Genomic DNA, 22785 nt, shown 5'->3' with positions numbered 1-22785 from the left:
ATTTTCGATGTCGGAAAGGGTCCTTCGGGGCCCTTTTTCTATTATTGATCATTTATTGACACCCCCTGGACGCATCCGTACAATTGCGCCTCCTTTTACCGGGCGTATTGCGCCTGGTAGGGATGGCTAATTGGAGTCTGAGGTCAAAATGCAAAACCAACAAATCCGTATTCGGTTGAAGGCTTTTGACCATCGCCTGATCGATCAATCAACCCAGGAAATCGTGGAAACCGCGAAGCGTACTGGTGCTCAGGTGCGTGGTCCGATTCCACTGCCAACCCGCAAAGAGCGGTTCACTGTTCTGGTTTCTCCGCACGTCAACAAAGATGCGCGCGACCAGTATGAGATCCGTACTCATAAGCGTGTGCTGGACATCGTTCAGCCGACTGATAAGACCGTCGATGCGCTGATGAAGCTTGATCTTGCGGCTGGTGTGGAAGTGCAGATCAGCCTCGGCTAAAACCTAGAGTTTTAGTCGTGTAACGCTCTGAAATGGGCGGCCATAGCGGGTGAAAGCCCCGTACACTCAAGAGGTTACAACATGACTATTGGTGTAGTCGGTCGTAAATGCGGTATGACCCGCGTTTTCACCGAAGATGGTGTCTCTATTCCGGTTACGGTCATCGAGATCGAGCCGAATCGCGTCACTCAGTTCAAGAATGAAGAGAGCGATGGCTATCGCGCCGTACAGGTCACTGTCGGCGAGCGTCGCGCGTCCCGTGTTACCAAAGCTCAGGCTGGTCACTTCGCGAAGGCGAACGTAGCTGCCGGTCGTGGCGTTTGGGAGTTCCGTCTTGATGGCGAGGAATTCCAGGCTGGTGACCAGATCAACGCTGAAATCTTCCAGGCTGGACAGATGGTGGATGTCACCGGTCAGTCCAAAGGTAAAGGCTTTGCCGGTACCATTAAGCGCTGGAATTTTCGTGGTCAGGACAATACTCACGGTAACTCCGTATCCCACCGCGTTCCGGGTTCGATTGGCCAGTGCCAGACTCCAGGCCGCGTTTTCAAGGGCAAGAAGATGTCCGGGCACATGGGCGCCGAGCGCGTAACCGTGCAGTCCCTGGAAATCGTGCGTGTCGATGCTGAGCGTAATCTGCTGTTGGTCAAGGGTGCAGTGCCCGGCGCCACTGGTGGTGACGTTGTTGTGCGTCCGGCTGCCAAGGCTCGCGGGTAAGGGGGAGTTCACATGCAATTGAATGTTAATGGCGCACAAGCCATCGAAGTCTCCGAGCAAACCTTTGGTGGTGAGTTCAATGAGACGCTGGTGCACCAGGCAGTCGTCGCCTACATGGCTGGCGGTCGTCAGGGTAGCAAGCAGCAGAAGACTCGCTCCGATGTGTCCGGTGGCGGCAAGCGTCCCTGGCGTCAGAAGGGTACTGGTCGCGCTCGTGCCGGTACTTCACGTGGTCCGATCTGGCGTGGCGGTGGTGTGACTTTCGCAGCCCGTCCGCAGAACCATGATCAGAAGCTCAACAAGAAGATGTATCGCGCAGCGCTGCGCTCCATCCTCTCCGAGCTAGTGCGCTCTGAGCGTCTGGTCGTTGTGGAAGACTTCGCTGTCGACAGCCCCAAGACCAAGCTGCTTGCTAACAAGCTGACTGACATGGGTCTGAACGATGTGCTGATCGTTTCCGATGCTGTTGATCAGAATCTTTATCTGGCGGCTCGCAACCTGCCTCACGTCGATGTACGCGATGTGCAAGGTTCGGATCCTGTCAGCCTGATCGCCTATGACAAGGTGTTGATCACCGTGTCGGCTGTGAAGAAATTCGAGGAGCTGCTGGGATGAACCAGGAACGCGTATTCAAAGTCCTGCTTGGCCCGCACGTCTCCGAGAAGGCAACCATGCTGGCCGACAGCAAGAGCCAGTTCGTTTTCAAGGTTGCTACTGATGCAACCAAGCTGGAAATCAAGAAGGCCGTCGAAAGCCTGTTCAACGTGAAGGTGGCCAAGGTCAGTACCCTGAATGTTCAGGGCAAGACCAAGCGCACCGCTCGCGGTCTGGGCAAGCGTAACGACTGGAAGAAGGCGTACATCGCGCTTCAGCCGGGCCAGGATCTCGATTTCTCCGGCAACGCTGAGTAAGGAAGGGGGGCATCATGGCAATCGTTAAATGCAAACCGACTTCCGCGGGCCGCCGTTTCGTGGTCAAGGTGGTCAATCAGGAGCTGCATAAAGGCGCTCCTTATGCTCCGCTGCTCGAGAAGAAGTCGAAGTCTGGCGGTCGTAACAACAACGGTCGTATTACTACCCGTCATATCGGTGGTGGACACAAGCAGCATTATCGTCTGGTCGATTTCCGGCGCAACAAGGATGGCATTCCTGCCGTCGTCGAGCGCGTTGAATACGATCCGAACCGTACTGCGCACATCGCGCTGCTGAAGTACGCGGACGGTGAGCGTCGCTACATCATCGCGCCTAAGGGCGTAACTGCTGGCGATCAGCTGCTCTCCGGCGTTAACGCGCCGATCAAGGCTGGCAACAGTCTGCCGCTGCGTAACATTCCGCTGGGTTCTACCGTTCACGGTGTTGAGCTCAAGCCGGGCAAGGGTGCTCAAATTGCTCGTTCCGCTGGTGCTTCGGCTCAGTTGGTCGCTCGTGAAGGTGCCTACGTGACTCTGCGTCTTCGCTCCGGCGAGATGCGTAAAGTGCTGGCTGAATGCCGTGCGACTCTGGGCGAAGTCTCGAATTCCGAGCACAGCCTGCGTTCGCTGGGTAAAGCTGGTGCCAAGCGCTGGCGTGGTGTTCGCCCGACCGTTCGCGGTGTGGCAATGAACCCGGTCGATCACCCCCACGGTGGTGGTGAGGGTCGTACCTCCGGTGGTCGTCATCCGGTGTCGCCATGGGGCTTCCCGACCAAGGGCGCGAAGACTCGCTCTAACAAGCGCACCGATAACATGATCGTCCGTCGTCGCAAGTAACTAGAGGGATACGACAGTGCCGCGTTCTCTGAAAAAAGGTCCTTTTATCGATCTTCACCTATTGAAGAAGGTCGAAGTGGCGATGGAAAAGAACGATCGCAAGCCGGTTAAAACCTGGTCGCGCCGTTCGATGATCCTGCCGCAAATGGTCGGTTTGACCATCGCTGTGCATAACGGTCGTCAACATGTTCCCGTTCTCGTGAGCGAAGACATGGTCGGCCACAAACTCGGCGAGTTCGCTGGTACCCGCACTTATCGCGGGCACGTAGCGGACAAGAAAGGCAAGCGCTAAGGGGTAAGGAAAGATGGAAGTAGCCGCTAAGTTGTCGGGCGCTCGCATCTCCGCCCAGAAAGCCCGCCTGGTCGCCGACCAGATCCGCGGGAAGAAGGTGGGCGAAGCGCTCAACCTGCTGGCTTTCAGCAGTAAGAAAGCCGCCGAGATCATGAAGAAAGTGCTGGAGTCGGCTGTAGCCAACGCCGAGCACAACGAAGGCGCCGACGTGGATGACCTGAAGGTCTCCACCGTCTTCGTCAACGAAGGGCGTTCGCTTAAGCGCATCATGCCGCGTGCCAAAGGCCGCGCTGATCGCATCGTCAAGCGGTCTTGCCATATCACTGTCAAGGTTGCGGACAAGTAACGGAGTCGATCAGATGGGTCAGAAAGTACATCCCACTGGCATTCGCCTGGGAATCGTCAAGGAGCACACTTCCGTCTGGTATGCAGATGGTCGTACGTACGCCGATTATCTGCTTGCAGATCTGAACGTACGTGAGTACCTCCAAGACAAATTAAAAAGCGCGTCCGTAAGCCGTATCGATATCCATCGTCCGGCTCAGACAGCACGTATCACCATCCACACCGCTCGTCCCGGCATCGTGATCGGCAAGAAAGGTGAAGATGTTGAGAAGCTGCGTCAGGACCTGACCAAGAAAATGGGTGTGCCTGTGCACATCAACATCGAAGAAATCCGCAAGCCGGAACTCGATGCAATGCTGGTAGCACAGAACGTCGCTCAGCAGCTGGAACGTCGTGTGATGTTCCGTCGCGCCATGAAGCGCGCCGTACAGAACGCGATCCGCATTGGTGCCAAAGGCATCAAGATCCAGGTGAGCGGTCGTCTGGGTGGGGCTGAAATCGCCCGTACGGAATGGTATCGGGAAGGTCGTGTGCCGCTGCACACCCTGCGTGCCGATATCGACTACAACACCTACGAAGCGCACACCACATACGGTGTGATCGGCGTCAAGGTCTGGATCTTCAAAGGCGAAGTGATTGGTGGTCGCCATGAAGAGCTCAAGCCGCAAGCGCCTGCGCCTCGTAAAAAAGCTGCCAAGTAAGGAGTACGCCAAATGTTGCAACCAAAGCGTACAAAATTCCGCAAGCAGATGACTGGTCACAACCGTGGCCTGGCTCAGCGCGGTAGCAAAGTCAGCTTCGGCGAGTTCGCTCTGAAGTCTGTCGCTCGTGGTCGTCTCACCGCGCGCCAGATCGAGTCCGCACGTCGTGCGTTGACCCGTCACGTAAAGCGTGGCGGCAAAATCTGGATCCGCGTATTCCCCGACAAGCCTGTTACCAAAAAACCTCTGGAAGTTCGGATGGGTAAAGGTAAGGGTAACGTCGAGTACTGGGTAGCTCAGATTCAACCGGGCAAGGTGCTCTACGAAATCGAGGGTGTTTCCGAAGAGCTGGCGCGTGAGGCATTCGCCCTGGCTGCTGCAAAGCTGCCGCTCGCCACCTCCTTTGTTAAGCGGACGGTGATGTGATGAAAGCGAATGAACTTCGTGAAAAATCCGCTCAGCAGCTAAACGAGCAACTGCTCGAGCTGCTGCGCGACCAGTTCAATCTGCGCATGCAGAAAGCAACTGGCCAGTTGGGGCAGTCTCACCTGCTCTCGCAAGTCAAGCGCGACATCGCTCGTGTCAAGACTGTGCTCAACCAGCAGGCAGGTAAGTGATCATGGCTGAAGTTGAAAAAACTGTCCGCACGCTGACTGGCCGCGTCGTCAGCGACAAGATGGACAAAAGCATCACCGTTCTGATCGAGCGTCGCGTCAAGCACCCGATCTACGGTAAATACGTGAAGCGTTCGACCAAACTGCACGCTCACGACGAAACCAACCAGTGCCGTATCGGTGACAAGGTCACGATTCGCGAGACTCGTCCTCTGGCGAAGACCAAGTGCTGGATGTTGGTTGATGTCGTCGAACGTGCCGTCGAAGTCTAAGGGCTAAGGGTCGGAGAAATAATATGATTCAGACTCAATCAATGCTCGATGTGGCGGATAACAGTGGCGCTCGTCGCGTCATGTGTATCAAGGTTCTCGGCGGTTCACACCGCCGTTACGCCGGCATCGGCGACATCATCAAGGTTACCGTCAAGGAAGCGATTCCGCGTGGCAAGGTCAAAAAAGGCCAGGTAATGACTGCTGTCGTGGTCCGTACCCGTCACGGTGTTCGCCGTCCGGACGGCTCCATCATTCGCTTCGATGGCAACGCTGCTGTTCTGTTGAACAACAAGCAGGAGCCTATTGGCACCCGTATTTTCGGGCCAGTGACGCGTGAACTTCGTTCCGAGAAGTTCATGAAAATCGTCTCGCTCGCGCCTGAAGTGCTGTAAGGAGAAGCCGCATGCAAAAGATTCGTCGCAACGACGAGATCATCGTCATCGCCGGCAAAGACAAGGGCAAGCGCGGTAAGGTGCTCCGAGTTCTCGCTGACGACCGTCTGGTCGTCGGTGGTATCAATCTCGTGAAGCGTCATACCAAGCCGAACCCGATGTCGGGCGTCCAGGGCGGTATCGTCGAAAAAGAGGCGCCTCTGCACGCCTCTAACGTCGCTATTTTCAACGGCGAAACCAACAAGGCTGACCGCGTTGGTTTCAAAGTAGAAGACGGCAAGAAAATTCGTGTCTTCAAGTCGACCCAAAAGCCGGTTGAAGCTTGAGACTGCTAGGTAGATAACCATGGCACGACTAAAAGAAGTTTATCGGAAGCAAATCGCTCCCAAGCTGAAGGAAGAGCTTCAGCTGGGTAATGTGATGGAAGTTCCGCGCATCACCAAGATCACCCTGAACATGGGTATCGGCGAAGCGATCGGTGACAAGAAGATCATCGACAACGCAGTTGCCGACCTGGAAAAGATCACCGGCCAGAAGGTCGTCGTGACTCACGCTCGTAAGTCCATCGCAGGCTTCAAAGTCCGCGAAGGATGGCCGATCGGCGTCAAGGTGACATTGCGCAGCGATCGTATGTACGAATTCCTGGACCGTCTGCTGTCCATCTCCCTGCCTCGGGTTCGCGATTTTCGCGGCTTGAATGCCAAGTCGTTCGACGGCCGTGGCAACTACAGCATGGGTGTGAAGGAGCAGATCATCTTCCCGGAAATCGATTACGACAAGATCGATGCCCTGCGTGGTCTGGACATCACGCTGACTACCACCGCTCGGACGGATGAAGAAGGTCGCGCACTGCTGCGTGCTTTCAATTTTCCGTTCCGTAACTGATTGGAGTAGGCGCATGGCTAAGCAAAGCATGAAGAACCGCGAGCTGAAGCGTCAGCAAACGGTTGCCAAATACGCTCAGAAGCGTGCCGCACTGAAGGCAACCATCGCTAATCCAGAGTCCTCTCCGGAAGCGCGCTGGGAGGCTCAGGTAGCTCTGCAGAAGCAACCGCGTGATGCAAGCGCTTCCCGCTTGCGTAACCGGTGTCGTCTGACCGGTCGTCCGCATGGTGTTTATCGCAAGTTTGGTCTTGCGCGTAACATGCTGCGTCAGGCTGCGATGCGTGGTGACGTTCCAGGTCTGGTCAAAGCCAGCTGGTAAAAACAAGTGACCGGCGGCTTCATCGCCGCTGGCGCTGTTTTCTATCAAGCCCCTTACGGGGCTTGATTCGTTTCTGAAGTGTCTCTAGAATGTCCGGCTCGCCCGAGCCACGTCTATGGCGTTGGCTCTATCTAGCGGGCGACACGAGCCCTTGCGGGCTTATTTTTTCGTATTAGGAGCCAAGTGCCCATGAGTATGCAGGACCCGTTAGCGGACATGCTAACTCGTATCCGTAATGCCCAGATGGCCGAAAAGTCCGTCGTAAGCATGCCGTCTTCCACTCTGAAGGTGGCTGTAGCCGACGTTCTTCAAGGTGAAGGCTATATCGCAGGATACAACGTCAGCAGCGACGCCAAGCCGCAGCTGTCCATCGAGCTTAAGTATTTCGAAGGCCGTCCGGTCATCGAGGAGCTCAAGCGCGTAAGTCGTCCTGGCCTTCGCCAGTACAAATCCGTTGACCAGTTGCCGAAGGTTCGCGGCGGTCTGGGTGTTTCGATCGTGTCCACCAACAAAGGTGTGATGACTGATCGGGCTGCTCGCGCTGCTGGCGTTGGCGGCGAAGTGCTTTGCACAGTGTTCTAAGGGGGGATAAGCATGTCTCGCGTTGCTAAGAACCCCGTCAAGCTGCCCGCTGGTGTTGAATTCAACATGGCCGGCCAGCAGCTTTCGGTGAAGGGTGCCAAGGGCACTCTCGAACTGAATGTGCACTCGTCTGTGGAAGTGATCCACGAGGCCGGTGAGCTCCGTTTTGCTGCGCGTAATGGCGATCAGCAGAACCGTGCCATGGCCGGTACCACCCGTGCGCTGGTTAACAACATGGTGATCGGCGTCAGCCAGGGCTTCGAGCGTAAGCTCCAGCTGGTTGGTGTTGGTTACAAGGCGCAAGCCAAAGGTCAAGTGCTGTCCCTGGCTCTCGGCTTCTCGCACCCGGTGGAATATGAACTACCGCAAGGCGTTACCGCTGAGACCCCAAGCCAGACCGATATCTTGATCAAGGGTGTCGATAAGCAACTTGTCGGTCAGGTGGCTGCTGAAATCCGTGACTTCCGTCGCCCAGAGCCTTACAAGGGCAAAGGCGTGCGTTACTCGGACGAAGTGGTCCGTCGTAAAGAAGCTAAGAAGAAGTAGGGCATAGCAAATGAGCGTAAAGAAAGTTACTCGTCTGCGTCGCGCTCGCAAGGCACGCCTGAAGATGCGCGAGCTGGAAACCGTACGCCTTTGTGTGTACCGCTCTTCCCAGCACATCTACGCCCAGGTGCTTTCGGCCGACGGCGGCAAGGTCCTGGCCAGCGCCTCGACTCTGGACAAAGAATTGCGTAGCGGTGCCACAGGCAACGTCGACGCTGCTAAGAAAGTTGGTCAGCTGGTCGCTGAGCGCGCTAAGGCCGCAGGTGTCACCCAGGTGGCGTTCGACCGTTCTGGCTTCAAGTACCACGGTCGTGTTAAGGCACTGGCTGATGCTGCTCGTGAAGGCGGGCTGGAGTTCTAAGTTATGGCATATAACGAGCAAAAGCGCGACGAAGGCTACATTGAGAAGCTGGTTCAAGTTAACCGCGTCGCCAAGACTGTAAAAGGTGGTCGTATCTTCACTTTCACTGCATTGACGGTGGTGGGTGATGGTAAGGGTCGTGTAGGTTTCGGTCGCGGCAAGTCCCGCGAAGTGCCGGCTGCCATTCAGAAGGCCATGGAGGCGGCTCGCCGCAACATGATCCAGGTTGACCTGAACGGCACGACGCTGCAGTACGCCACCAAGGCCGCGCATGGCGCGTCGAAGGTGTACATGCAGCCTGCTTCCGAAGGTACCGGTGTTATTGCCGGTGGCGCGATGCGTGCCATTCTGGAAGTTGCTGGCGTGCAGAACGTCTTGGCCAAGTGCTACGGCTCCACCAATCCGGTGAACGTAGTTCATGCCACCTTCAAGGGCTTGAAGGCCATGCAGTCGCCTGAGTCGATTGCTGCGAAGCGTGGCAAGAGCGTCGAGGAGATTTCCTGATCATGGCTAACACCGTTAAGGTCACGCTGATCAAAAGCGTCAGCGGTCGTATCCCCAATCACAAGCTTTGCGTCAAGGGCCTCGGCCTACGTCGCATCGGTCACACCGTCGAGGTTCAGGATACCCCTGAAAATCGCGGCATGATCAACAAGGCTTATTACATGCTCCGTGTGGAGGGCTAAGCCATGCAACTGAACGATCTGCGTTCTGCGCCAGGTGCCCGTCGCGAGAAGCTGCGTCCGGGTCGTGGCATTGGTAGCGGCCTCGGTAAGACTGGCGGCCGTGGTCACAAGGGTCAGACTTCCCGCTCCGGCGGTAAGATCGCTCCCGGTTTCGAAGGCGGCCAGCAGCCTTTGCATCGCCGTCTGCCGAAGTTCGGCTTCGTCTCCCTGAAAGCCATGGATCGTGCTGAAGTGCGCACCTCCGAGCTGGCCAAAGTGCAAGGCGATGTCGTAACCGTGCAGAGCCTCAAGGATGCCAACGTCATCAATCAGAACGTCCAGCGTGTGAAGATCATGCTGTCCGGTGAGGTTGGTCGTGCGGTAACTCTGAAGGGTATCGCCGCCACCAAAGGTGCGCGTGCGGCTATCGAAGCAGCTGGCGGCAAGTTCGAGGAATAAATGGCTAAGCAAGGTGCTCTCTCCGCGCTGAGTAATGGCGGGCTGTCTGAACTCTGGGCTCGTCTGCGTTTTCTGCTGATGGCGATCATCGTCTATCGAGTCGGCGCGCACATCCCGGTGCCGGGGATCAATCCCGACAGGTTGGCCGAGCTGTTCCGTCAGAACGAAGGGACCATCCTTAGCTTGTTCAACATGTTTTCCGGTGGTGCGCTAGAGCGCATGAGTATTTTTGCCTTGGGGATCATGCCGTACATTTCGGCATCGATCATCATGCAGCTCATGACCGCTGTTAGTCCTCAACTGGAACAGTTGAAGAAAGAAGGCGAGGCGGGCCGTCGCAAGATAAGCCAGTACACGCGTTACGGTACGCTGGTGCTGGCTATTGTGCAGGCTATAGGTATGTCGGTCGGTCTAGCTGGCCAGGGTGTCGCTTTCAGTAACGACTTCGGCTTCTACTTCGTGGCTATCACCACCTTCGTGGCTGGTGCGATGTTCATGATGTGGTTGGGTGAGCAGATTACCGAGCGAGGTGTTGGTAACGGTATCTCGATGCTGATTTTTGCTGGTATCGTCGCTGGTCTGCCCGGTGCTTTAGGGCAGTCGTTCGAGTCTGCGCGGCAAGGTGATGTCAATATCATCGCGCTGCTGGCTGTCGGGCTCCTGGCCGTTGCGATCATTGGTTTTGTGGTGTTCATTGAGCGTGGTCAGCGGCGTATAGCCGTGCACTACGCCAAGCGTCAGCAAGGTCGGAAGGTTTTTGCTGCGCAGACCAGCCACTTGCCGCTGAAAGTGAACATGGCCGGTGTCATTCCTGCGATCTTTGCTAGCAGTATTCTGTTATTCCCCGCTTCGCTGGGGCAATGGTTTGGCCAGTCGGAAAGCATGGGCTGGCTGGCTGATGTGTCTCAATCGATCGCGCCTGGTCAGCCGTTGAATATCTTGTTGTTCAGCGCCGGTATCATCTTTTTCTGCTTCTTCTACACGGCATTGATGTTCAATCCTAAAGACGTTGCGGAGAACCTGAAGAAGTCCGGTGCGTTTATCCCAGGGATTCGTCCTGGTGAGCAGTCGGCGCGCTATATCGATGGCGTACTGACTCGCTTGACCATGTTCGGTGCCCTCTACATGACGGCCGTATGTCTGCTACCTCAGTTCCTTGTGGTGGCAGCAAACGTTCCGTTCTACCTTGGCGGGACATCGTTGCTGATCGTGGTTGTGGTTGTAATGGACTTCATGTCCCAAGTGCAATCGCACCTCATGTCTCACCAGTATGATTCCCTGATGAAAAAAGCCAACCTGAAGGGTTATGGCAGCGGAATGCTTCGCTGACTTGTCCGTAAGGTTCTAGGAGTTGGTCATGAAAGTTCGTGCATCGGTCAAAAAACTGTGCCGCAACTGCAAAATCGTCCGTCGCGAAGGCGTCGTTCGGGTGATCTGCAGCGCAGAACCGCGTCACAAACAGCGCCAAGGCTGATTGTGAGCTAAGGCTCGAGCCCGGCAGCTAGTGCGCTGCCGGGTTGATTATTTGTTATTACAGCGTTAGTATCTCGCGCCCTTTTCTTGGCTTCCGGGGCGTTGGGTAGCTGTCAATTGGAGTTTCACTGAATGGCCCGTATTGCAGGCGTAAACATTCCGGATAACAAGCACACTGTTATCTCGCTGACCTACATCTATGGTGTTGGTCGCACCCGTGCGCAGTCTATCTGCGCCGCTACCGGCGTAAATCCGGCAGCAAAAATCAAGGATCTCTCCGACGAGCAGGTCGAACTGCTGCGCGGCGAAGTGGCCAAGTTCATCGTTGAAGGTGATCTGCGTCGCGAAGTCAACATGAAGATCAAGCGCTTGATGGACCTGGGTTGCTACCGCGGCCTGCGCCATCGTCGTGGTCTGCCGGTGCGCGGTCAGCGTACCAAGACCAACGCTCGCACCCGTAAGGGCCCGCGCAAGCCGATCCGCAAGTAATCGCGTAGGAATTTAAGTAATGGCAAAACCTGCTGCTCGTCCTCGTAAAAAAGTCAAAAAGACAGTGGTTGATGGCATCGCCCACATCCATGCGTCTTTCAATAACACCATCATCACGATCACCGATCGCCAGGGTAACGCGTTGTCCTGGGCGACGTCCGGTGGCTCGGGCTTCCGCGGTTCGCGTAAAAGCACCCCGTTCGCTGCTCAGGTAGCCGCAGAGCGTGCCGGTCAGGCTGCACTGGAATATGGTCTGAAGAACCTCGACGTCAACGTCAAGGGGCCAGGTCCGGGTCGTGAATCTGCTGTTCGTGCATTGAACGGCTGTGGTTATAAAATCGCCAGCATCACCGACGTGACGCCGATCCCGCACAACGGGTGCCGTCCGCCGAAGAAGCGCCGCGTGTAATCAGGAGACAGTGAGAAATGGCTCGTTATATTGGTCCCAAGTGCAAACTGTCTCGTCGTGAAGGCACCGATCTCTTTCTGAAGAGTGGTGCGCGCGCGCTCGAATCAAAGTGCAACATCGAAACCCCGCCGGGTGTTCATGGTCAGCGTCGTGGTCGCCTGTCTGACTACGGTACTCAGCTGCGTGAAAAGCAGAAAGTCCGCCGTATCTATGGCGTGCTTGAGCGCCAGTTCAGCGGTTATTACAAGGAAGCGGCCAGTCGTAAGGGCGCTACCGGTGAAAACCTGCTGCAACTGTTGGAATGCCGTCTGGACAACGTGGTTTACCGCATGGGCTTCGGCTCTACTCGTGCCGAATCGCGTCAGCTAGTTTCCCACAAGGCAATCAGTGTTAACGGCAAGACCGTTAATGTTCCGTCCTTCCAAGTGAAGGCGGGTGATGTTGTCGCCGTCCGTGAGAAGTGCCGTAACCAGCTGCGTATCGCCCAAGCCCTGGAACTGTGCGTACAGCGCGGTCGCGTTGAGTGGGTCGAAGTAGATACCGACAAGAAATCCGGTGTTTTCAAGAATGTTCCGGCTCGCAGTGATCTGTCCGCCGACATCAACGAAAACCTGATTGTCGAGCTCTACTCCAAGTAAGGGCTAGAAAATAGGTGTATCCATGCAGATTTCGGTAAATGAGTTCCTGACCCCCCGCCATATCGATGTGCAGGTGGTCAGTCCGACCCGTGCCAAGATTACGCTCGAGCCTCTCGAGCGTGGTTTCGGCCATACTCTGGGCAACGCGCTGCGTCGCATTCTGTTGTCCTCCATGCCCGGCTGCGCTGTGGTCGAGGCTGAGATCGACGGTGTGCTCCACGAGTACAGCGCCATCGAGGGCGTGCAGGAAGATGTAATCGAAATCCTGCTGAATCTCAAAGGTATCGCCATCAAGCTGCATGGCCGTGATGAAGTGACCTTGAGCCTGGTGAAGAAGGGCGCGGGCGCTGTTACCGCTGCCGATATCCAGCTGGATCACGATGTCGAAATCGTCAATGGTGATCACCTGATCGCCAACCTGGCGGCTAATGGGTCGATCAACATGAAGCTCAAGGTCGCTCGCGGCCGTGGTTACGAGCCAGCAGACGCGCGCCAGAGCGATGAAGATGAAAGCCGCAGTATTGGCCGTCTTCAGCTCGACGCAACTTTCAGCCCGGTTCGTCGCGTAGCTTATGTTGTCGAAAACGCTCGTGTTGAGCAGCGTACTAACTTGGACAAGCTGGTCATCGATCTGGAAACCAACGGAACCCTGGATCCTGAAGAAGCGATCCGTCGTGCCGCGACCATTCTGCAGCAGCAGTTGGCCGCGTTCGTCGACCTCAAGGGTGACAGCGAGCCGGTCGTGGTCGAACAGGAAGACGAGATCGATCCGATCCTGTTGCGTCCAGTTGATGACTTGGAACTGACCGTGCGGTCGGCAAACTGCCTCAAGGCAGAAAACATCTACTACATCGGTGACCTGATTCAGCGCACTGAAGTAGAGCTGTTAAAAACGCCGAATTTGGGCAAGAAGTCTCTGACCGAAATCAAAGACGTTCTGGCTTCCCGTGGTCTGTCCCTCGGTATGCGCCTCGACAATTGGCCGCCGGCAAGTCTCAAGAAGGACGATAAGGCTACGGCCTGATCGTCCCTAGTCACCGAACTGATCGTTTGGTAAGGAATTTCAATCATGCGTCATCGTAAAAGTGGCCGTCATCTCAGCCGCACAAGCGCACATCGCAAGGCTATGTTTCAGAACATGGCGGTGTCGCTGTTCGAGCACGAACTGATCAAGACTACTCTGCCCAAGGCCAAGGAGCTGCGTCGTGTTGCAGAGCCGCTGATCACCTTGGCCAAGGAAGACAGCGTTGCCAATCGTCGTCTGGCTTTCGACCGTACCCGTTCGAAGGCTATCGTCGGTAAATTGTTCAGTGATCTAGGCCCGCGTTATGCCACCCGTCAGGGTGGTTATCTGCGCATCCTCAAGTGCGGCTTCCGTGCCGGGGACAATGCACCGATGGCTTACGTCGAACTGGTCGACCGTCCGGTTACCGGTGAAGTGGAAGCATCCGAATAAGCTCCAGCTTTTCGGAACAAAAAACCGAGCCTCCAGGCTCGGTTTTTTTATATCTGGATTTTTTCTATCGAGGGTTTTGATTCAACGCATTGGCCCCGGTTCGCCTGGCTTCCTATGATGCTCCCCGTACCGCCGGTATCACCGGTTTCGCTGTATTTATGGACTGCCGTTCAAGGAGCCAACATGACTGACAAGCCCAGATTGACGACCGTCGCCGGCGCGCCGGTGGCTGAAAACCAGAATTCCATGACCGCCGGCTCACGTGGCCCGATGCTGCTGCAAGATGTTTGGTTTCTGGAGAAGCTTGCACACTTTGATCGTGAAGTGATTCCCGAGCGGCGCATGCATGCCAAGGGCTCTGGCGCCTTTGGCGAGTTCGTGGTTACCCACGACATCACCCGCTACACCAAGGCGACAATATTCTCCAAAATTGGAAAAAAGACGTCGATGTTCGCGCGTTTCTCTACTGTGGCAGGCGAGCGTGGCGCCGCCGATGCCGAGCGGGATATCCGTGGTTATGCCCTGAAGTTTTATACCGAGCAGGGCAATTGGGACATGGTCGGCAACAACACGCCGGTCTTCTTTTTTCGCGATCCGCTGAAATTTCCCGACCTGAACCACGCGGTCAAGCGCGACCCGCGCACTAACATGCGCAGCGCCAACAATAATTGGGACTTCTGGACCAGCCTGCCCGAAGCGCTGCACCAGATTACCTATGTGATGGGTGATCGAGGGATCCCAGCTTCCTACCGACACATGCACGGTTTCGGCTCGCACACCTACAGCTTCATCAGTGCCGATAACCAGCGCTACTGGGTCAAGTTCCATTTCAAGACCCAGCAGGGCATCAAGAACCTTACCGATGCTGAAGCCGCCGCGATTGTTGCGGGCGATCGTGAAAGCTCTCAGCGCGACCTGTTCGAGGCTATTGAGCGTGGCGATTTTCCACGCTGGACCATGTATGTGCAGGTGATGCCCGAAGCCGAGGCGGCAAGCTATCGCTTCCATCCGTTCGATCTGACCAAGGTCTGGTCGAAGAAGGATTACCCGCTGATCGAAGTGGGTTACTACGAGCTCAACCGCAATGCCGACAACTACTTCCAGGATGTCGAGCAGGCAGCATTCACGCCCGCGAACGTAGTGCCGGGCATCAGCTTCTCGCCGGATCGCATGCTGCAGGGGCGTCTGTTCTCCTACGGCGATGCACAGCGCTACCGGCTAGGTGTCAATCATCACCAGATCCCGGTCAATGCGCCGCGTTGTCCAGTGCATAGCTATCATCGCGATGGTGCGATGCGGGTCGATGGCAATCACGGTGGTCGCTTGCACTACGAGCCGAACACTTACGGCGAATGGCGGGAACAGCCTGACTTTAGCGAGCCGCCGCTGGCGCTCGAAGGTGCCGCTGCCCGTTACGATTATCGCGCAGATGATGCTGACTATTTCACCCAGCCGGGCGATCTGTTCCGGCTGATGAATGCGGATGAGCAACAACGTCTATTCGAGAACACGGCGCGGGCCATGGGTGATGCGGCGCGCCATATCAAGCTGCGGCACATCAAGCATTGCTACCTGGCTGACCCAGGCTATGGTGCTGGCATCGCCAGCGCTCTTGATCTCCCGGTCGAGGAAGCGCTGGCCTGATCAGCACGCCGCATAAAGAAGCCCGTGGCAACTGCTAAGGGCTTCTTCGTTTTCGGGGCGCGGTAAGGGCGGGTTGAACACGCTCGAGCGAGCTAATCTATCGATACAGGACGTGAGCGCTGATGCTCATCCGGGGGCTTTGCGGCCGTGTTAAGAGCTGTAGCCGTTTCATCACGGTGCGCAGTGAACGGCTACAAATCCTAGACCTTATCTCGCTCCAGCAGCGGCTTGAGGAAGTGACCGGTATGTGATTGCGGCATTCGCGCAACTTCCTCGGGCGTGCCGGTAGCTATAATCTGCCCGCCTTTCGATCCGCCTTCGGGGCCTAGATCGACGAGCCAGTCAGCGGTCTTGATCACGTCCAGGTTGTGCTCGATCACCACGACTGTGTTGCCGTGGTCGCGCAGCCGGTGCAGCACGTCGAGCAGTTGCTGGATATCGGCGAAGTGTAAGCCGGTGGTGGGTTCATCAAGGATGTAAAGCGTCTTGCCTGTATCGCGCTTGGACAGCTCTCGAGAGAGCTTGACCCGCTGCGCCTCGCCGCCGGAAAGCGTGGTCGCGCTTTGCCCCAGCTTGATGTACGACAAGCCCACATCCATTAGTGTTTGTAGCTTCCGCGCGACGGCCGGTACCGGATCGAAAAACTCCCGAGCCTCCTCGATCGTCATGTCCAGCACTTCGGTAATGCTCTTGCCCTTGTACTTCACTTCCAAGGTTTCGCGGTTGTAGCGCTTGCCCTTACACACATCGCAAGGAACATAAATGTCCGGCAGGAAGTGCATCTCCACCTTGATCACGCCATCGCCCTGGCAGGCTTCGCAGCGGCCGCCCTTAACGTTGAACGAGAAACGGCCGGGTCCGTAACCGCGCGAGCGTGCTTCGGGTACGCCGGCGAACAGCTCGCGAATAGGCGTAAACAAGCCGGTATAGGTTGCAGGATTGGAACGTGGTGTGCGGCCGATCGGGCTCTGATCGATATCCACCACCTTATCCAGATGTTGCAGGCCGTCAAACGAGTCATGGGGCGCGACTTCAAGTGTCGTTGCGCCGTTCAAGGCTGTGGCGGTTATGGGGAACAGCGTGTTGTTGATCAGCGTCGACTTGCCCGAGCCGGAGACACCGGTGATACAGGTGAGCAGCCCGACTGGAATTTCCAGATCGACGTTGCGTAGATTGTTGCCACGCGCGCCTTTGAGTTTGAGTAGTTTGCTGGCGTCGCGTGGGGTGCGCTCGGCAGGATAGAGAATCTTCACCCGTCCGGACAGATAGCCGCCAGTAAGCGAGGCAGGATTGTTCATCACCTCGTCGGGTGTGCCCTCGGCGACAATTTGCCCGCCGTGCACGCCGGCACCGGGGCCGATGTCGACTACATAATCGGCAAGCCTTATGGCGTCTTCGTCGTGCTCGACGACGATCACGGTATTGCCGATGTCCCGCAGGTGGCGCAGGGTGCCGAGCAGGCGTTCGTTGTCGCGTTGGTGCAGGCCGATCGAGGGTTCGTCAAGGATGTACATCACTCCGACCAGACCCGCTCCGATCTGGCTGGCCAAACGGATACGCTGCGCCTCGCCACCAGATAAGGTATCGGCGCTGCGGTCCAGGGTTAGGTAGTCGAGACCGACGTTGACCAGAAACTGCAGACGCTCGCGGATTTCCTTGAGAATCTTGTCGGCAATTTCGCCGCGACGGCCCGACAGAGAGAGACCGCCAAAGTATTCGGTAGCATCGCCTATCGGCAGTCCGGTCACTGCCGGCAGAGTCTTGTCGCCTACCCATACATGGCGCGCTTCGCGGCGTAGGCGGGTGCCTCGGCATTCTGGGCAGGGCTGGGTGCTGAGGTATTTGGCCAACTCTTCGCGCACCGAGTTGGACTCGGTTTCCCGATAGCGGCGCTCGAGGTTGGGGATGATTCCCTCGAAGGGGTGTGAACGTTTGACGATGTCGCCGCGATCATTCAAGTAGCGGAAGTCCACGTTCTCCTTCCCGCTGCCGCGCAAAACGGCTTTCTGCTGCTCCGCCGGGAGAGAATCAAAAGGCTCCTCGAGACTGAAACCGTAATGCGTGGCGAGTGAGCCCAGCATCTGGAAGTAATAGACGTTGCGCCGATCCCAGCCGCGAATCGCGCCCTCGGCCAGCGTCAGTTCGCCATTGACCAGGCGCTTGGCGTCGAAGAACTGTTTGACCCCGAGGCCGTCACAGGTCGGACAGGCCCCGGCCGGATTGTTGAACGAGAACAGCTTGGGCTCGAGTTCGCTGATCGAATGACCGCAGATCGGGCAGGCGAAGCGTGCGGAAAAGATCATTTCCTCGCTGTCGTCTTCCTCTTCCATCGAGGCGACCAACGCGATGCCGTCGGCCAGCTTGAGTGCTGTTTCGAAGGATTCGGCGAGACGCTGTTGCAAATCGCTGCGTACCTTGAAGCGATCTACCACCACGTCGATGGAATGCTTCTTCTGCTTATCCAGTTTTGGCAGCTCATCGAGCTCGTATAGCCGGCCATTGACCCGCGCGCGGACGAAACCCTGAGCGCGCAGTTCGTCGAATACCGCCAGGTGTTCGCCTTTGCGCTCGCGAATCACCGGCGCCAGCAGCATCAGCTTGCGGCCCTCCGGTAGTGCCAATACTTGATCGACCATCTGGCTGACGGTCTGCGCCTCCAGCGGGGCGTCGTGGTCGGGACAGCGCGGGGTGCCTACTCGGGCATAGAGCAGTCTCAGGTAATCGTAGATCTCGGTGATGGTGCCGACCGTGGAACGCGGATTGTGTGAGGTGGACTTCTGCTCGATGGAGATCGCAGGGGACAGCCCTTCGATGGTATCTACGTCGGGCTTTTCCATCATCGAGAGGAATTGCCGGGCATATGCCGAAAGCGACTCGACGTAGCGCCGCTGTCCTTCGGCATAAAGCGTATCGAACGCCAGAGAGGACTTACCGGAACCGGACAGGCCGGTAATCACGATCAGCTTGTCGCGCGGCAGGGTCAGGTCGATGTTCTTCAGGTTATGGGTACGAGCCCCACGAATCAGAATCTTGTCCAAAGCAGCCTCGCTTGGCGGGCGAAAACCCGAAATTATACGGCCGAAGGCGACGTCGCGGCAAAATAGCGCGCCTGTGCCGCGCAGGGGATGACTGTTAGAATCGCCGCCGGTTCATTGAAGCGAGACCCTCCATGCAGGATCCTTACAGCGAGCGAATGAGCTCCAGCGAAACCCGCGCAGCATCCGGGCTGGCCCTGGTTTTCGCGTTTCGCATGCTCGGCATGTTCATGGTGCTGCCAGTGCTGGCGACCTACGGCATGGATCTGCAGGGTGCTACACCGGCGCTGATTGGTCTCGCTATTGGTGCTTATGGTTTGACCCAGGCGATGCTGCAAATTCCGTTCGGCATGCTCTCTGATCGGATCGGCCGCCTGCCGGTGATCTATTTCGGCTTGCTGATCTTCGCCGCGGGGGCAGTATTGGCGGCGACGGCCGATTCTATCTGGGGCGTAATTGCTGGCCGCATCCTGCAGGGTGCCGGGGCGATCTCGGCCGCGGTGATGGCGCTGTTGTCGGATCTCACACGCGAGCAGCATCGCACCAAGGCGATGGCGATGATTGGCATGAGCATCGGCATTTCGTTCGCGGTGGCGATGGTCGTCGGTCCTCTGCTGACCCGCGCTTTCGGTCTGTCCGGATTATTCTGGACGACTGCCGGGATGGCTCTGATGGGGGCGCTGGTTGTCGCCACATTGCCGCGCGCTCACCAGCATCTGCGCCATCGGGAATCAGGTGTCGCCAAGCAGGCTCTTGGTGCAACGCTGCGCCATTCAGATCTGTTGCGACTGGACTTCAGCATTTTTATCCTGCATGCCATCCTCATGGCCAGTTTCGTTGCACTGCCGTTGGCGCTGGTAGAGGAAGCGGCGTTACCCAAGGACGAACACTGGTGGGTCTACCTCACGGCCCTGGTGGTTGGTTTCTTCGGCATGGTGCCCTTCATCATTTATGGCGAGAAGAAGCGTCAGATGAAGCGCGTCCTGTTAGGAGCCGTTAGCGTGCTGCTGTTGGCCGAGGTGTTCTTCTGGTGGTTCGGTGATCGTCTCTGGTCGCTAGTCGGTGGCATGATCGTGTTCTTCATCGCTTTCAATCTGCTGGAGGCATCGCTGCCCTCGCTGATCAGCAAGGTCGCGCCAGCTGGTGGCAAGGGCACGGCGATGGGGGTTTACTCCACCAGTCAGTTTCTTGGTGCTGGCATTGGCGGCATTTTTGGTGGTTGGTTCTATCAGCAGGGTGGTCTAGGGCTGGTTTTTATCGGTTGCGCGGCGCTTTGCGCGCTGTGGTTGATGGTTGCCTGGGGCATGCGCGAGCCACCGTACGTTACCGGCCTGCGCCTGCCATTGTCGGCTGACGCCGCGATTAATCCTGCTCTCGCTGAGCAAATGTTGGCGGTTCCGGGCGTGTCGGATGCCGTGGTGATTACCGAGGAAGCGGCTGCCTATGTCAAGGTCGACATGCGGGCGCTGGATCGGGCTGCGCTTGATCGTCTGGTTGCCTGATTAGTCTGGCTGCATTGTGAGCATCAGCCACCATCAAGCTGTCCAGATTCCCATATCGTGAAGTCGCGCCGGTTGGCCGGCATGGGGCGGTGAGGTAAGATTCGCGGTCATTGGCTTTTTCCTGTTTGCAGGGATTCTCTCCAGTGAGCCAACCTAATTCATGTTTGAGCAAAGGAGTTACCCATGGCCAGAGGGGTGAATAAAGTCATCTTGATCGGCAATGTCGGCGGCGACCCGGAAACCCGCTACATGCCCAATGGCAATGCGGTGACCAACATCACGCTGGCCACCACCGACAGCTGGAAAGACAAGCAGACCGGTCAGCAGCAGGAACGCACCGAATGGCACCGTGTCGTACTGTTCGGCAAGGTTGCCGAAATCGCCGGTGAGTATCTGCGCAAGGGCTCTCAGTGCTACATCGAGGGACGCCTGCAGACTCGCGAGTGGGAAAAAGACGGTGTCAAGCGCTACACCACGGAAGTGGTAGTCGACATGGGCGGCACCATGCAGCTGCTCGGCGGCCGCGGTGGCAACTCCGACGATGCCCCTCGCCAATCCCAGCCGCGTCCGCAGCGTGACTCGCAACCGCAGCAGCAATCGCGTCCGCAGTCCCAGCCGCAGCCGGCTCAGCAGCCAGCACCGGACTACGACAGTTTCGACGACGATATCCCGTTCTAGAGTCCACTCAATGCGAATGCGCCTGATGCTGTTGGGCGGCGGCAATGCCCTGGGTCAGGCGCTTATCCGCCTCGGTGCCGAGGAAGACATCGGCTTCCTCGCACCGCGCCCACCCGATCAGGGATGGGACGCGCCTAGTCTGACCGAACTGCTCGACGACAACCGTCCGGATGTCGTAATCAACCTTGCCTACTACTTCGACTGGTTTCAGAGTGGCCATGTCGATGAGGCCGTACTTGTTAATCAGGAACGAGCAGTAGAGCGGCTGGCGGAGCTAGGCCAGCACCATCAGTTCGTGCTGATGCAGCCGTCCAGCTACCGCGTATTCGACGGGGCTCGCACCACCGCTTACAGCGAAAAGGATGAAGTCGCGCCTCTGGATGCGCGCAGCCACGCACTTTGGCGTATCGAACAGAGTGTTCGTGCGCTCTGCCCGCGACACGTTCTGCTGCGGTTCGGCTGGTTGCTGGATGACAGTCAGGACGGCTTGCTAGGGCGCTTTCTCCAACGTCTCGAGCAGGGCGATGAGCTGTGTCTGGCCGATGACCGCCGTGGCAACCCTACGCCTGTTGAAGATGCGGCGAGGGTCATCCTGGCCGTATTGAAGCAGCTGGATTGTCAGGTGCCGCTCTGGGGAACCTATCACTATGGTGGGCACGAGGCATCGACCCCGCTGGTTGTCGGCCAGGCGCTGCTCGCTGAGGCCGCTCAGCATCGCCAGCTGAAAATCAGCAGCCTGACCCCCGTCGCTCACGCCGCTTGTCCCGATGCTGCGGACGAGCCGCAGCATGGCGTACTGGCCTGCAAGAAAATCTTCAATACCTTCGGCATCAAGCCGCGTGCCTGGCGCGCCGGACTGCCGAGCCTGCTGGAGCGTTACTACCGTCATGGCTGAATCACCTATTCTGGTTACAGGCGGAGCCGGCTTCATCGGTTCGAATCTGATTGATGCGCTTGTCGCTCGCGGCTACTCGGTCCGAGTGCTGGACAATCTTTCCACTGGCAAGCGCAGCAATTTGCCGGACGACGCCCGCGTCGAGCTCATCGAGGGCGACGTGGCCGATGCGCAGCTTGTTCGCCGTACGATTCAGGGATGCCAAGCCGTGGTGCATCTGGCTGCTGTTGCATCGGTACAAGCATCGGTCGATGACCCGGTCGGGACGCATCAGAGCAATCTGGTCGGCACCCTGAACCTGTGCGAAGCGATGCGCGAGGAGGGCGTAAGGCGAGTTGTCTTCGCCTCGAGTGCAGCTGTCTACGGCAACAATGGTGAAGGGCAGCCGATTGACGAACAAACGCCAAAAGCACCGCTGACCCCATACGCGGCGGACAAGCTCGCCAGTGAGCACTATCTCGATTTTTATCGCCGCCAGCATGGTCTGGAGCCGGTGGTGTTTCGCTTCTTCAACATCTACGGGCCGCGTCAGGATCCGTCCTCGCCATACTCGGGCGTGATCAGCATCTTCACCGAGCGCGCGCAGCAGGGACTGCCGATCACTGTGTTTGGTGATGGTGAGCAGACTCGCGATTTCGTCTATGTCGGCGATCTGGTCGAGTTACTGGTGCAGGCACTGGAAAAACCAAGTGTTGAAGCTGGTGCGGTCAACGTTGGGTTGAATCGCGCCACTAGCCTGAGCCAGTTACTGGCAGCGATCGGCGATGTTTTGGGCGAGTTGCCGTCGGTCAGTTACAAAGACGCGCGGAGCGGCGACATTCGTCATTCGCGTGCGAACAATGCGCGACTGCTACAACACTTCCAGCTGCCGGAGCCGATAACTGACATGCGCAGCGGTTTGGCAAAGCTGCTAGGTCGCTAGTGGAGCGGTAGAAACAATAAAGGCGCCGAGGGCGCCTTTATTGTTTTTGCAAGTCAGCAATTGACGGATTCGTAAAATTTTTGGGCGCTGGCGCTGCCGTGCCTCTAGTTCGTTCTTCTTCTGCACATAATCCCACAGCCAGCCCTTGGCAACATTGATCAGGTTGCTTTGTCCTCTGGTTGCGGATGATAATGTTTCTCTTTCTGAATCCGCCGTAATATCAGATCGGGCGTCGCCATGATGAATTGGCTGCGGCGCATGCCGGAAGTGTTATAAAGTAACGCTCT

At 57.3% G+C, this 22785-nt stretch carries 34 protein-coding genes; 33 read left to right on the top strand and 1 reads right to left on the bottom strand.

Annotated elements, in window-relative coordinates; genetic code table 11:
* Positions 1-148 precede the first annotated feature (148 nt).
* The 29 genes from rpsJ (at position 149) to NAV33_RS18025 (ending at position 15466) form a co-directional block, all read left to right on the top strand.
* Positions 149-460 (top strand): 30S ribosomal protein S10, encoded by a 312-nt coding sequence (gene rpsJ / locus NAV33_RS18165; RefSeq protein ID WP_003186070.1) that lies wholly within the window; start codon positions 149-151, stop codon positions 458-460.
* 81 nt (positions 461-541) lie between these two features.
* Positions 542-1177 carry a 50S ribosomal protein L3 gene (gene rplC / locus NAV33_RS18160; protein WP_255982614.1) on the top strand — a complete coding sequence of 212 codons (636 nt, stop codon included), beginning with the start codon at positions 542-544 and terminating at the stop codon, positions 1175-1177.
* Between the two features lie 12 nt (positions 1178-1189).
* The gene (gene rplD, locus NAV33_RS18155; RefSeq protein WP_255982612.1) at positions 1190-1792 is read left to right on the top strand and encodes a 50S ribosomal protein L4; all 603 of its coding nucleotides are present in this window, start codon (positions 1190-1192) and stop codon (positions 1790-1792) included.
* Entirely contained in the window at positions 1789-2088 is a 300-nt protein-coding gene (gene rplW / locus NAV33_RS18150) for a 50S ribosomal protein L23 (RefSeq protein WP_021209378.1), read from the top strand. Before rplD ends, rplW begins: the two co-directional genes overlap by 4 nt.
* 14 nt (positions 2089-2102) lie before the next feature.
* Positions 2103-2924 carry a 50S ribosomal protein L2 gene (rplB, locus tag NAV33_RS18145; RefSeq protein ID WP_045430586.1) on the top strand — a complete coding sequence of 274 codons (822 nt, stop codon included), beginning with the start codon at positions 2103-2105 and terminating at the stop codon, positions 2922-2924.
* Positions 2925-2940: 16 nt separating this feature from the next.
* On the top strand, positions 2941-3216 hold the full coding sequence (rpsS, locus tag NAV33_RS18140) for a 30S ribosomal protein S19 (protein ID WP_021209376.1): 276 nt from the start codon (positions 2941-2943) through the stop codon (positions 3214-3216).
* A gap of 13 nt (positions 3217-3229) precedes the next feature.
* A complete protein-coding gene (gene rplV, locus NAV33_RS18135; RefSeq protein ID WP_003103908.1) occupies positions 3230-3562 on the top strand; it encodes a 50S ribosomal protein L22 in 333 nt (110 codons plus the stop codon).
* 13 nt (positions 3563-3575) lie between these two features.
* Positions 3576-4262: a 30S ribosomal protein S3 gene (gene rpsC, locus NAV33_RS18130; protein WP_021209375.1), complete on the top strand. Its 687-nt coding sequence runs from the start codon at positions 3576-3578 to the stop codon at positions 4260-4262.
* A gap of 12 nt (positions 4263-4274) precedes the next feature.
* A complete protein-coding gene (rplP, locus tag NAV33_RS18125; RefSeq protein ID WP_021209374.1) occupies positions 4275-4688 on the top strand; it encodes a 50S ribosomal protein L16 in 414 nt (137 codons plus the stop codon).
* Positions 4688-4879: a 50S ribosomal protein L29 gene (rpmC, locus tag NAV33_RS18120; protein ID WP_003289209.1), complete on the top strand. Its 192-nt coding sequence runs from the start codon at positions 4688-4690 to the stop codon at positions 4877-4879. Before rplP ends, rpmC begins: the two co-directional genes overlap by 1 nt.
* 2 nt (positions 4880-4881) lie before the next feature.
* On the top strand, positions 4882-5148 hold the full coding sequence (rpsQ, locus tag NAV33_RS18115) for a 30S ribosomal protein S17 (RefSeq protein WP_029404618.1): 267 nt from the start codon (positions 4882-4884) through the stop codon (positions 5146-5148).
* Between the two features lie 23 nt (positions 5149-5171).
* Positions 5172-5540 carry a 50S ribosomal protein L14 gene (rplN, locus tag NAV33_RS18110; protein WP_003289207.1) on the top strand — a complete coding sequence of 123 codons (369 nt, stop codon included), beginning with the start codon at positions 5172-5174 and terminating at the stop codon, positions 5538-5540.
* 11 nt (positions 5541-5551) lie between these two features.
* Positions 5552-5866: a 50S ribosomal protein L24 gene (gene rplX, locus NAV33_RS18105; protein WP_019339971.1), complete on the top strand. Its 315-nt coding sequence runs from the start codon at positions 5552-5554 to the stop codon at positions 5864-5866.
* Positions 5867-5885: 19 nt separating this feature from the next.
* A complete protein-coding gene (gene rplE / locus NAV33_RS18100) occupies positions 5886-6425 on the top strand; it encodes a 50S ribosomal protein L5 (protein ID WP_019339970.1) in 540 nt (179 codons plus the stop codon).
* Positions 6426-6438: 13 nt separating this feature from the next.
* Complete coding sequence (gene rpsN, locus NAV33_RS18095; RefSeq protein WP_255982608.1) at positions 6439-6744, top strand: 30S ribosomal protein S14; 306 nt, start codon at positions 6439-6441, stop codon at positions 6742-6744.
* A gap of 189 nt (positions 6745-6933) precedes the next feature.
* Positions 6934-7326 carry a 30S ribosomal protein S8 gene (gene rpsH / locus NAV33_RS18090; protein WP_255982606.1) on the top strand — a complete coding sequence of 131 codons (393 nt, stop codon included), beginning with the start codon at positions 6934-6936 and terminating at the stop codon, positions 7324-7326.
* A 12-nt stretch (positions 7327-7338) separates the two neighbouring features.
* Complete coding sequence (rplF, locus tag NAV33_RS18085) at positions 7339-7872, top strand: 50S ribosomal protein L6 (RefSeq protein ID WP_025240350.1); 534 nt, start codon at positions 7339-7341, stop codon at positions 7870-7872.
* Positions 7873-7882: 10 nt separating this feature from the next.
* A complete protein-coding gene (gene rplR, locus NAV33_RS18080) occupies positions 7883-8233 on the top strand; it encodes a 50S ribosomal protein L18 (RefSeq protein ID WP_255982604.1) in 351 nt (116 codons plus the stop codon).
* Between the two features lie 3 nt (positions 8234-8236).
* A complete protein-coding gene (gene rpsE / locus NAV33_RS18075) occupies positions 8237-8737 on the top strand; it encodes a 30S ribosomal protein S5 (RefSeq protein WP_019339966.1) in 501 nt (166 codons plus the stop codon).
* Between the two features lie 2 nt (positions 8738-8739).
* Positions 8740-8919 carry a 50S ribosomal protein L30 gene (rpmD, locus tag NAV33_RS18070; protein WP_003281818.1) on the top strand — a complete coding sequence of 60 codons (180 nt, stop codon included), beginning with the start codon at positions 8740-8742 and terminating at the stop codon, positions 8917-8919.
* Positions 8920-8922: 3 nt separating this feature from the next.
* A complete protein-coding gene (gene rplO, locus NAV33_RS18065) occupies positions 8923-9357 on the top strand; it encodes a 50S ribosomal protein L15 (protein ID WP_102852780.1) in 435 nt (144 codons plus the stop codon).
* Positions 9358-10686 (top strand): preprotein translocase subunit SecY, encoded by a 1329-nt coding sequence (gene secY / locus NAV33_RS18060; RefSeq protein WP_255982602.1) that lies wholly within the window; start codon positions 9358-9360, stop codon positions 10684-10686.
* 28 nt (positions 10687-10714) lie between these two features.
* A complete protein-coding gene (rpmJ, locus tag NAV33_RS18055; RefSeq protein WP_014854209.1) occupies positions 10715-10831 on the top strand; it encodes a 50S ribosomal protein L36 in 117 nt (38 codons plus the stop codon).
* A 131-nt stretch (positions 10832-10962) separates the two neighbouring features.
* Positions 10963-11319 (top strand): 30S ribosomal protein S13, encoded by a 357-nt coding sequence (gene rpsM, locus NAV33_RS18050; protein WP_037025764.1) that lies wholly within the window; start codon positions 10963-10965, stop codon positions 11317-11319.
* A 19-nt stretch (positions 11320-11338) separates the two neighbouring features.
* Positions 11339-11728 carry a 30S ribosomal protein S11 gene (gene rpsK / locus NAV33_RS18045; RefSeq protein WP_014854207.1) on the top strand — a complete coding sequence of 130 codons (390 nt, stop codon included), beginning with the start codon at positions 11339-11341 and terminating at the stop codon, positions 11726-11728.
* Positions 11729-11745: 17 nt separating this feature from the next.
* On the top strand, positions 11746-12366 hold the full coding sequence (gene rpsD / locus NAV33_RS18040) for a 30S ribosomal protein S4 (RefSeq protein ID WP_255982599.1): 621 nt from the start codon (positions 11746-11748) through the stop codon (positions 12364-12366).
* 22 nt (positions 12367-12388) lie between these two features.
* Positions 12389-13390 carry a DNA-directed RNA polymerase subunit alpha gene (locus NAV33_RS18035; RefSeq protein WP_019339960.1) on the top strand — a complete coding sequence of 334 codons (1002 nt, stop codon included), beginning with the start codon at positions 12389-12391 and terminating at the stop codon, positions 13388-13390.
* 45 nt (positions 13391-13435) lie between these two features.
* On the top strand, positions 13436-13822 hold the full coding sequence (gene rplQ / locus NAV33_RS18030) for a 50S ribosomal protein L17 (RefSeq protein WP_255982597.1): 387 nt from the start codon (positions 13436-13438) through the stop codon (positions 13820-13822).
* A 183-nt stretch (positions 13823-14005) separates the two neighbouring features.
* On the top strand, positions 14006-15466 hold the full coding sequence (locus NAV33_RS18025) for a catalase (protein ID WP_255982595.1): 1461 nt from the start codon (positions 14006-14008) through the stop codon (positions 15464-15466).
* A 200-nt stretch (positions 15467-15666) separates the two neighbouring features.
* Here NAV33_RS18025 and uvrA read toward each other — a convergent pair whose 3' ends face one another.
* On the bottom strand, positions 15667-18504 hold the full coding sequence (gene uvrA, locus NAV33_RS18020) for an excinuclease ABC subunit UvrA (RefSeq protein WP_255982593.1): 2838 nt from the start codon (positions 18502-18504) through the stop codon (positions 15667-15669).
* Positions 18505-18635: 131 nt separating this feature from the next.
* Here uvrA and NAV33_RS18015 point away from each other — a divergent pair, with 131 nt between their 5' ends.
* The 4 genes from NAV33_RS18015 to NAV33_RS18000 all read left to right on the top strand — a co-directional run bounded on the left by NAV33_RS18015 (position 18636) and on the right by NAV33_RS18000 (position 22498).
* The gene (locus NAV33_RS18015; RefSeq protein ID WP_255982591.1) at positions 18636-20003 is read left to right on the top strand and encodes an MFS transporter; all 1368 of its coding nucleotides are present in this window, start codon (positions 18636-18638) and stop codon (positions 20001-20003) included.
* A gap of 183 nt (positions 20004-20186) precedes the next feature.
* Positions 20187-20681 (top strand): single-stranded DNA-binding protein, encoded by a 495-nt coding sequence (locus NAV33_RS18010; RefSeq protein ID WP_255982589.1) that lies wholly within the window; start codon positions 20187-20189, stop codon positions 20679-20681.
* A 10-nt stretch (positions 20682-20691) separates the two neighbouring features.
* Positions 20692-21576, top strand: a complete 885-nt coding sequence (locus tag NAV33_RS18005) for a sugar nucleotide-binding protein (RefSeq protein WP_255982587.1) — start codon at positions 20692-20694, stop codon at positions 21574-21576.
* Positions 21569-22498 (top strand): NAD-dependent epimerase/dehydratase family protein, encoded by a 930-nt coding sequence (locus tag NAV33_RS18000; protein ID WP_255982585.1) that lies wholly within the window; start codon positions 21569-21571, stop codon positions 22496-22498. The genes NAV33_RS18005 and NAV33_RS18000 overlap by 8 nt, the downstream gene beginning before the upstream one ends.
* Positions 22499-22785 lie beyond the last annotated feature (287 nt).

It is taken from the genome of Stutzerimonas stutzeri, from assembly GCF_024448715.1.
GTDB lineage: Bacteria > Pseudomonadota > Gammaproteobacteria > Pseudomonadales > Pseudomonadaceae > Stutzerimonas > Stutzerimonas stutzeri_AR.
This window is presented reverse-complemented; position numbering and strand designations above follow the sequence as displayed.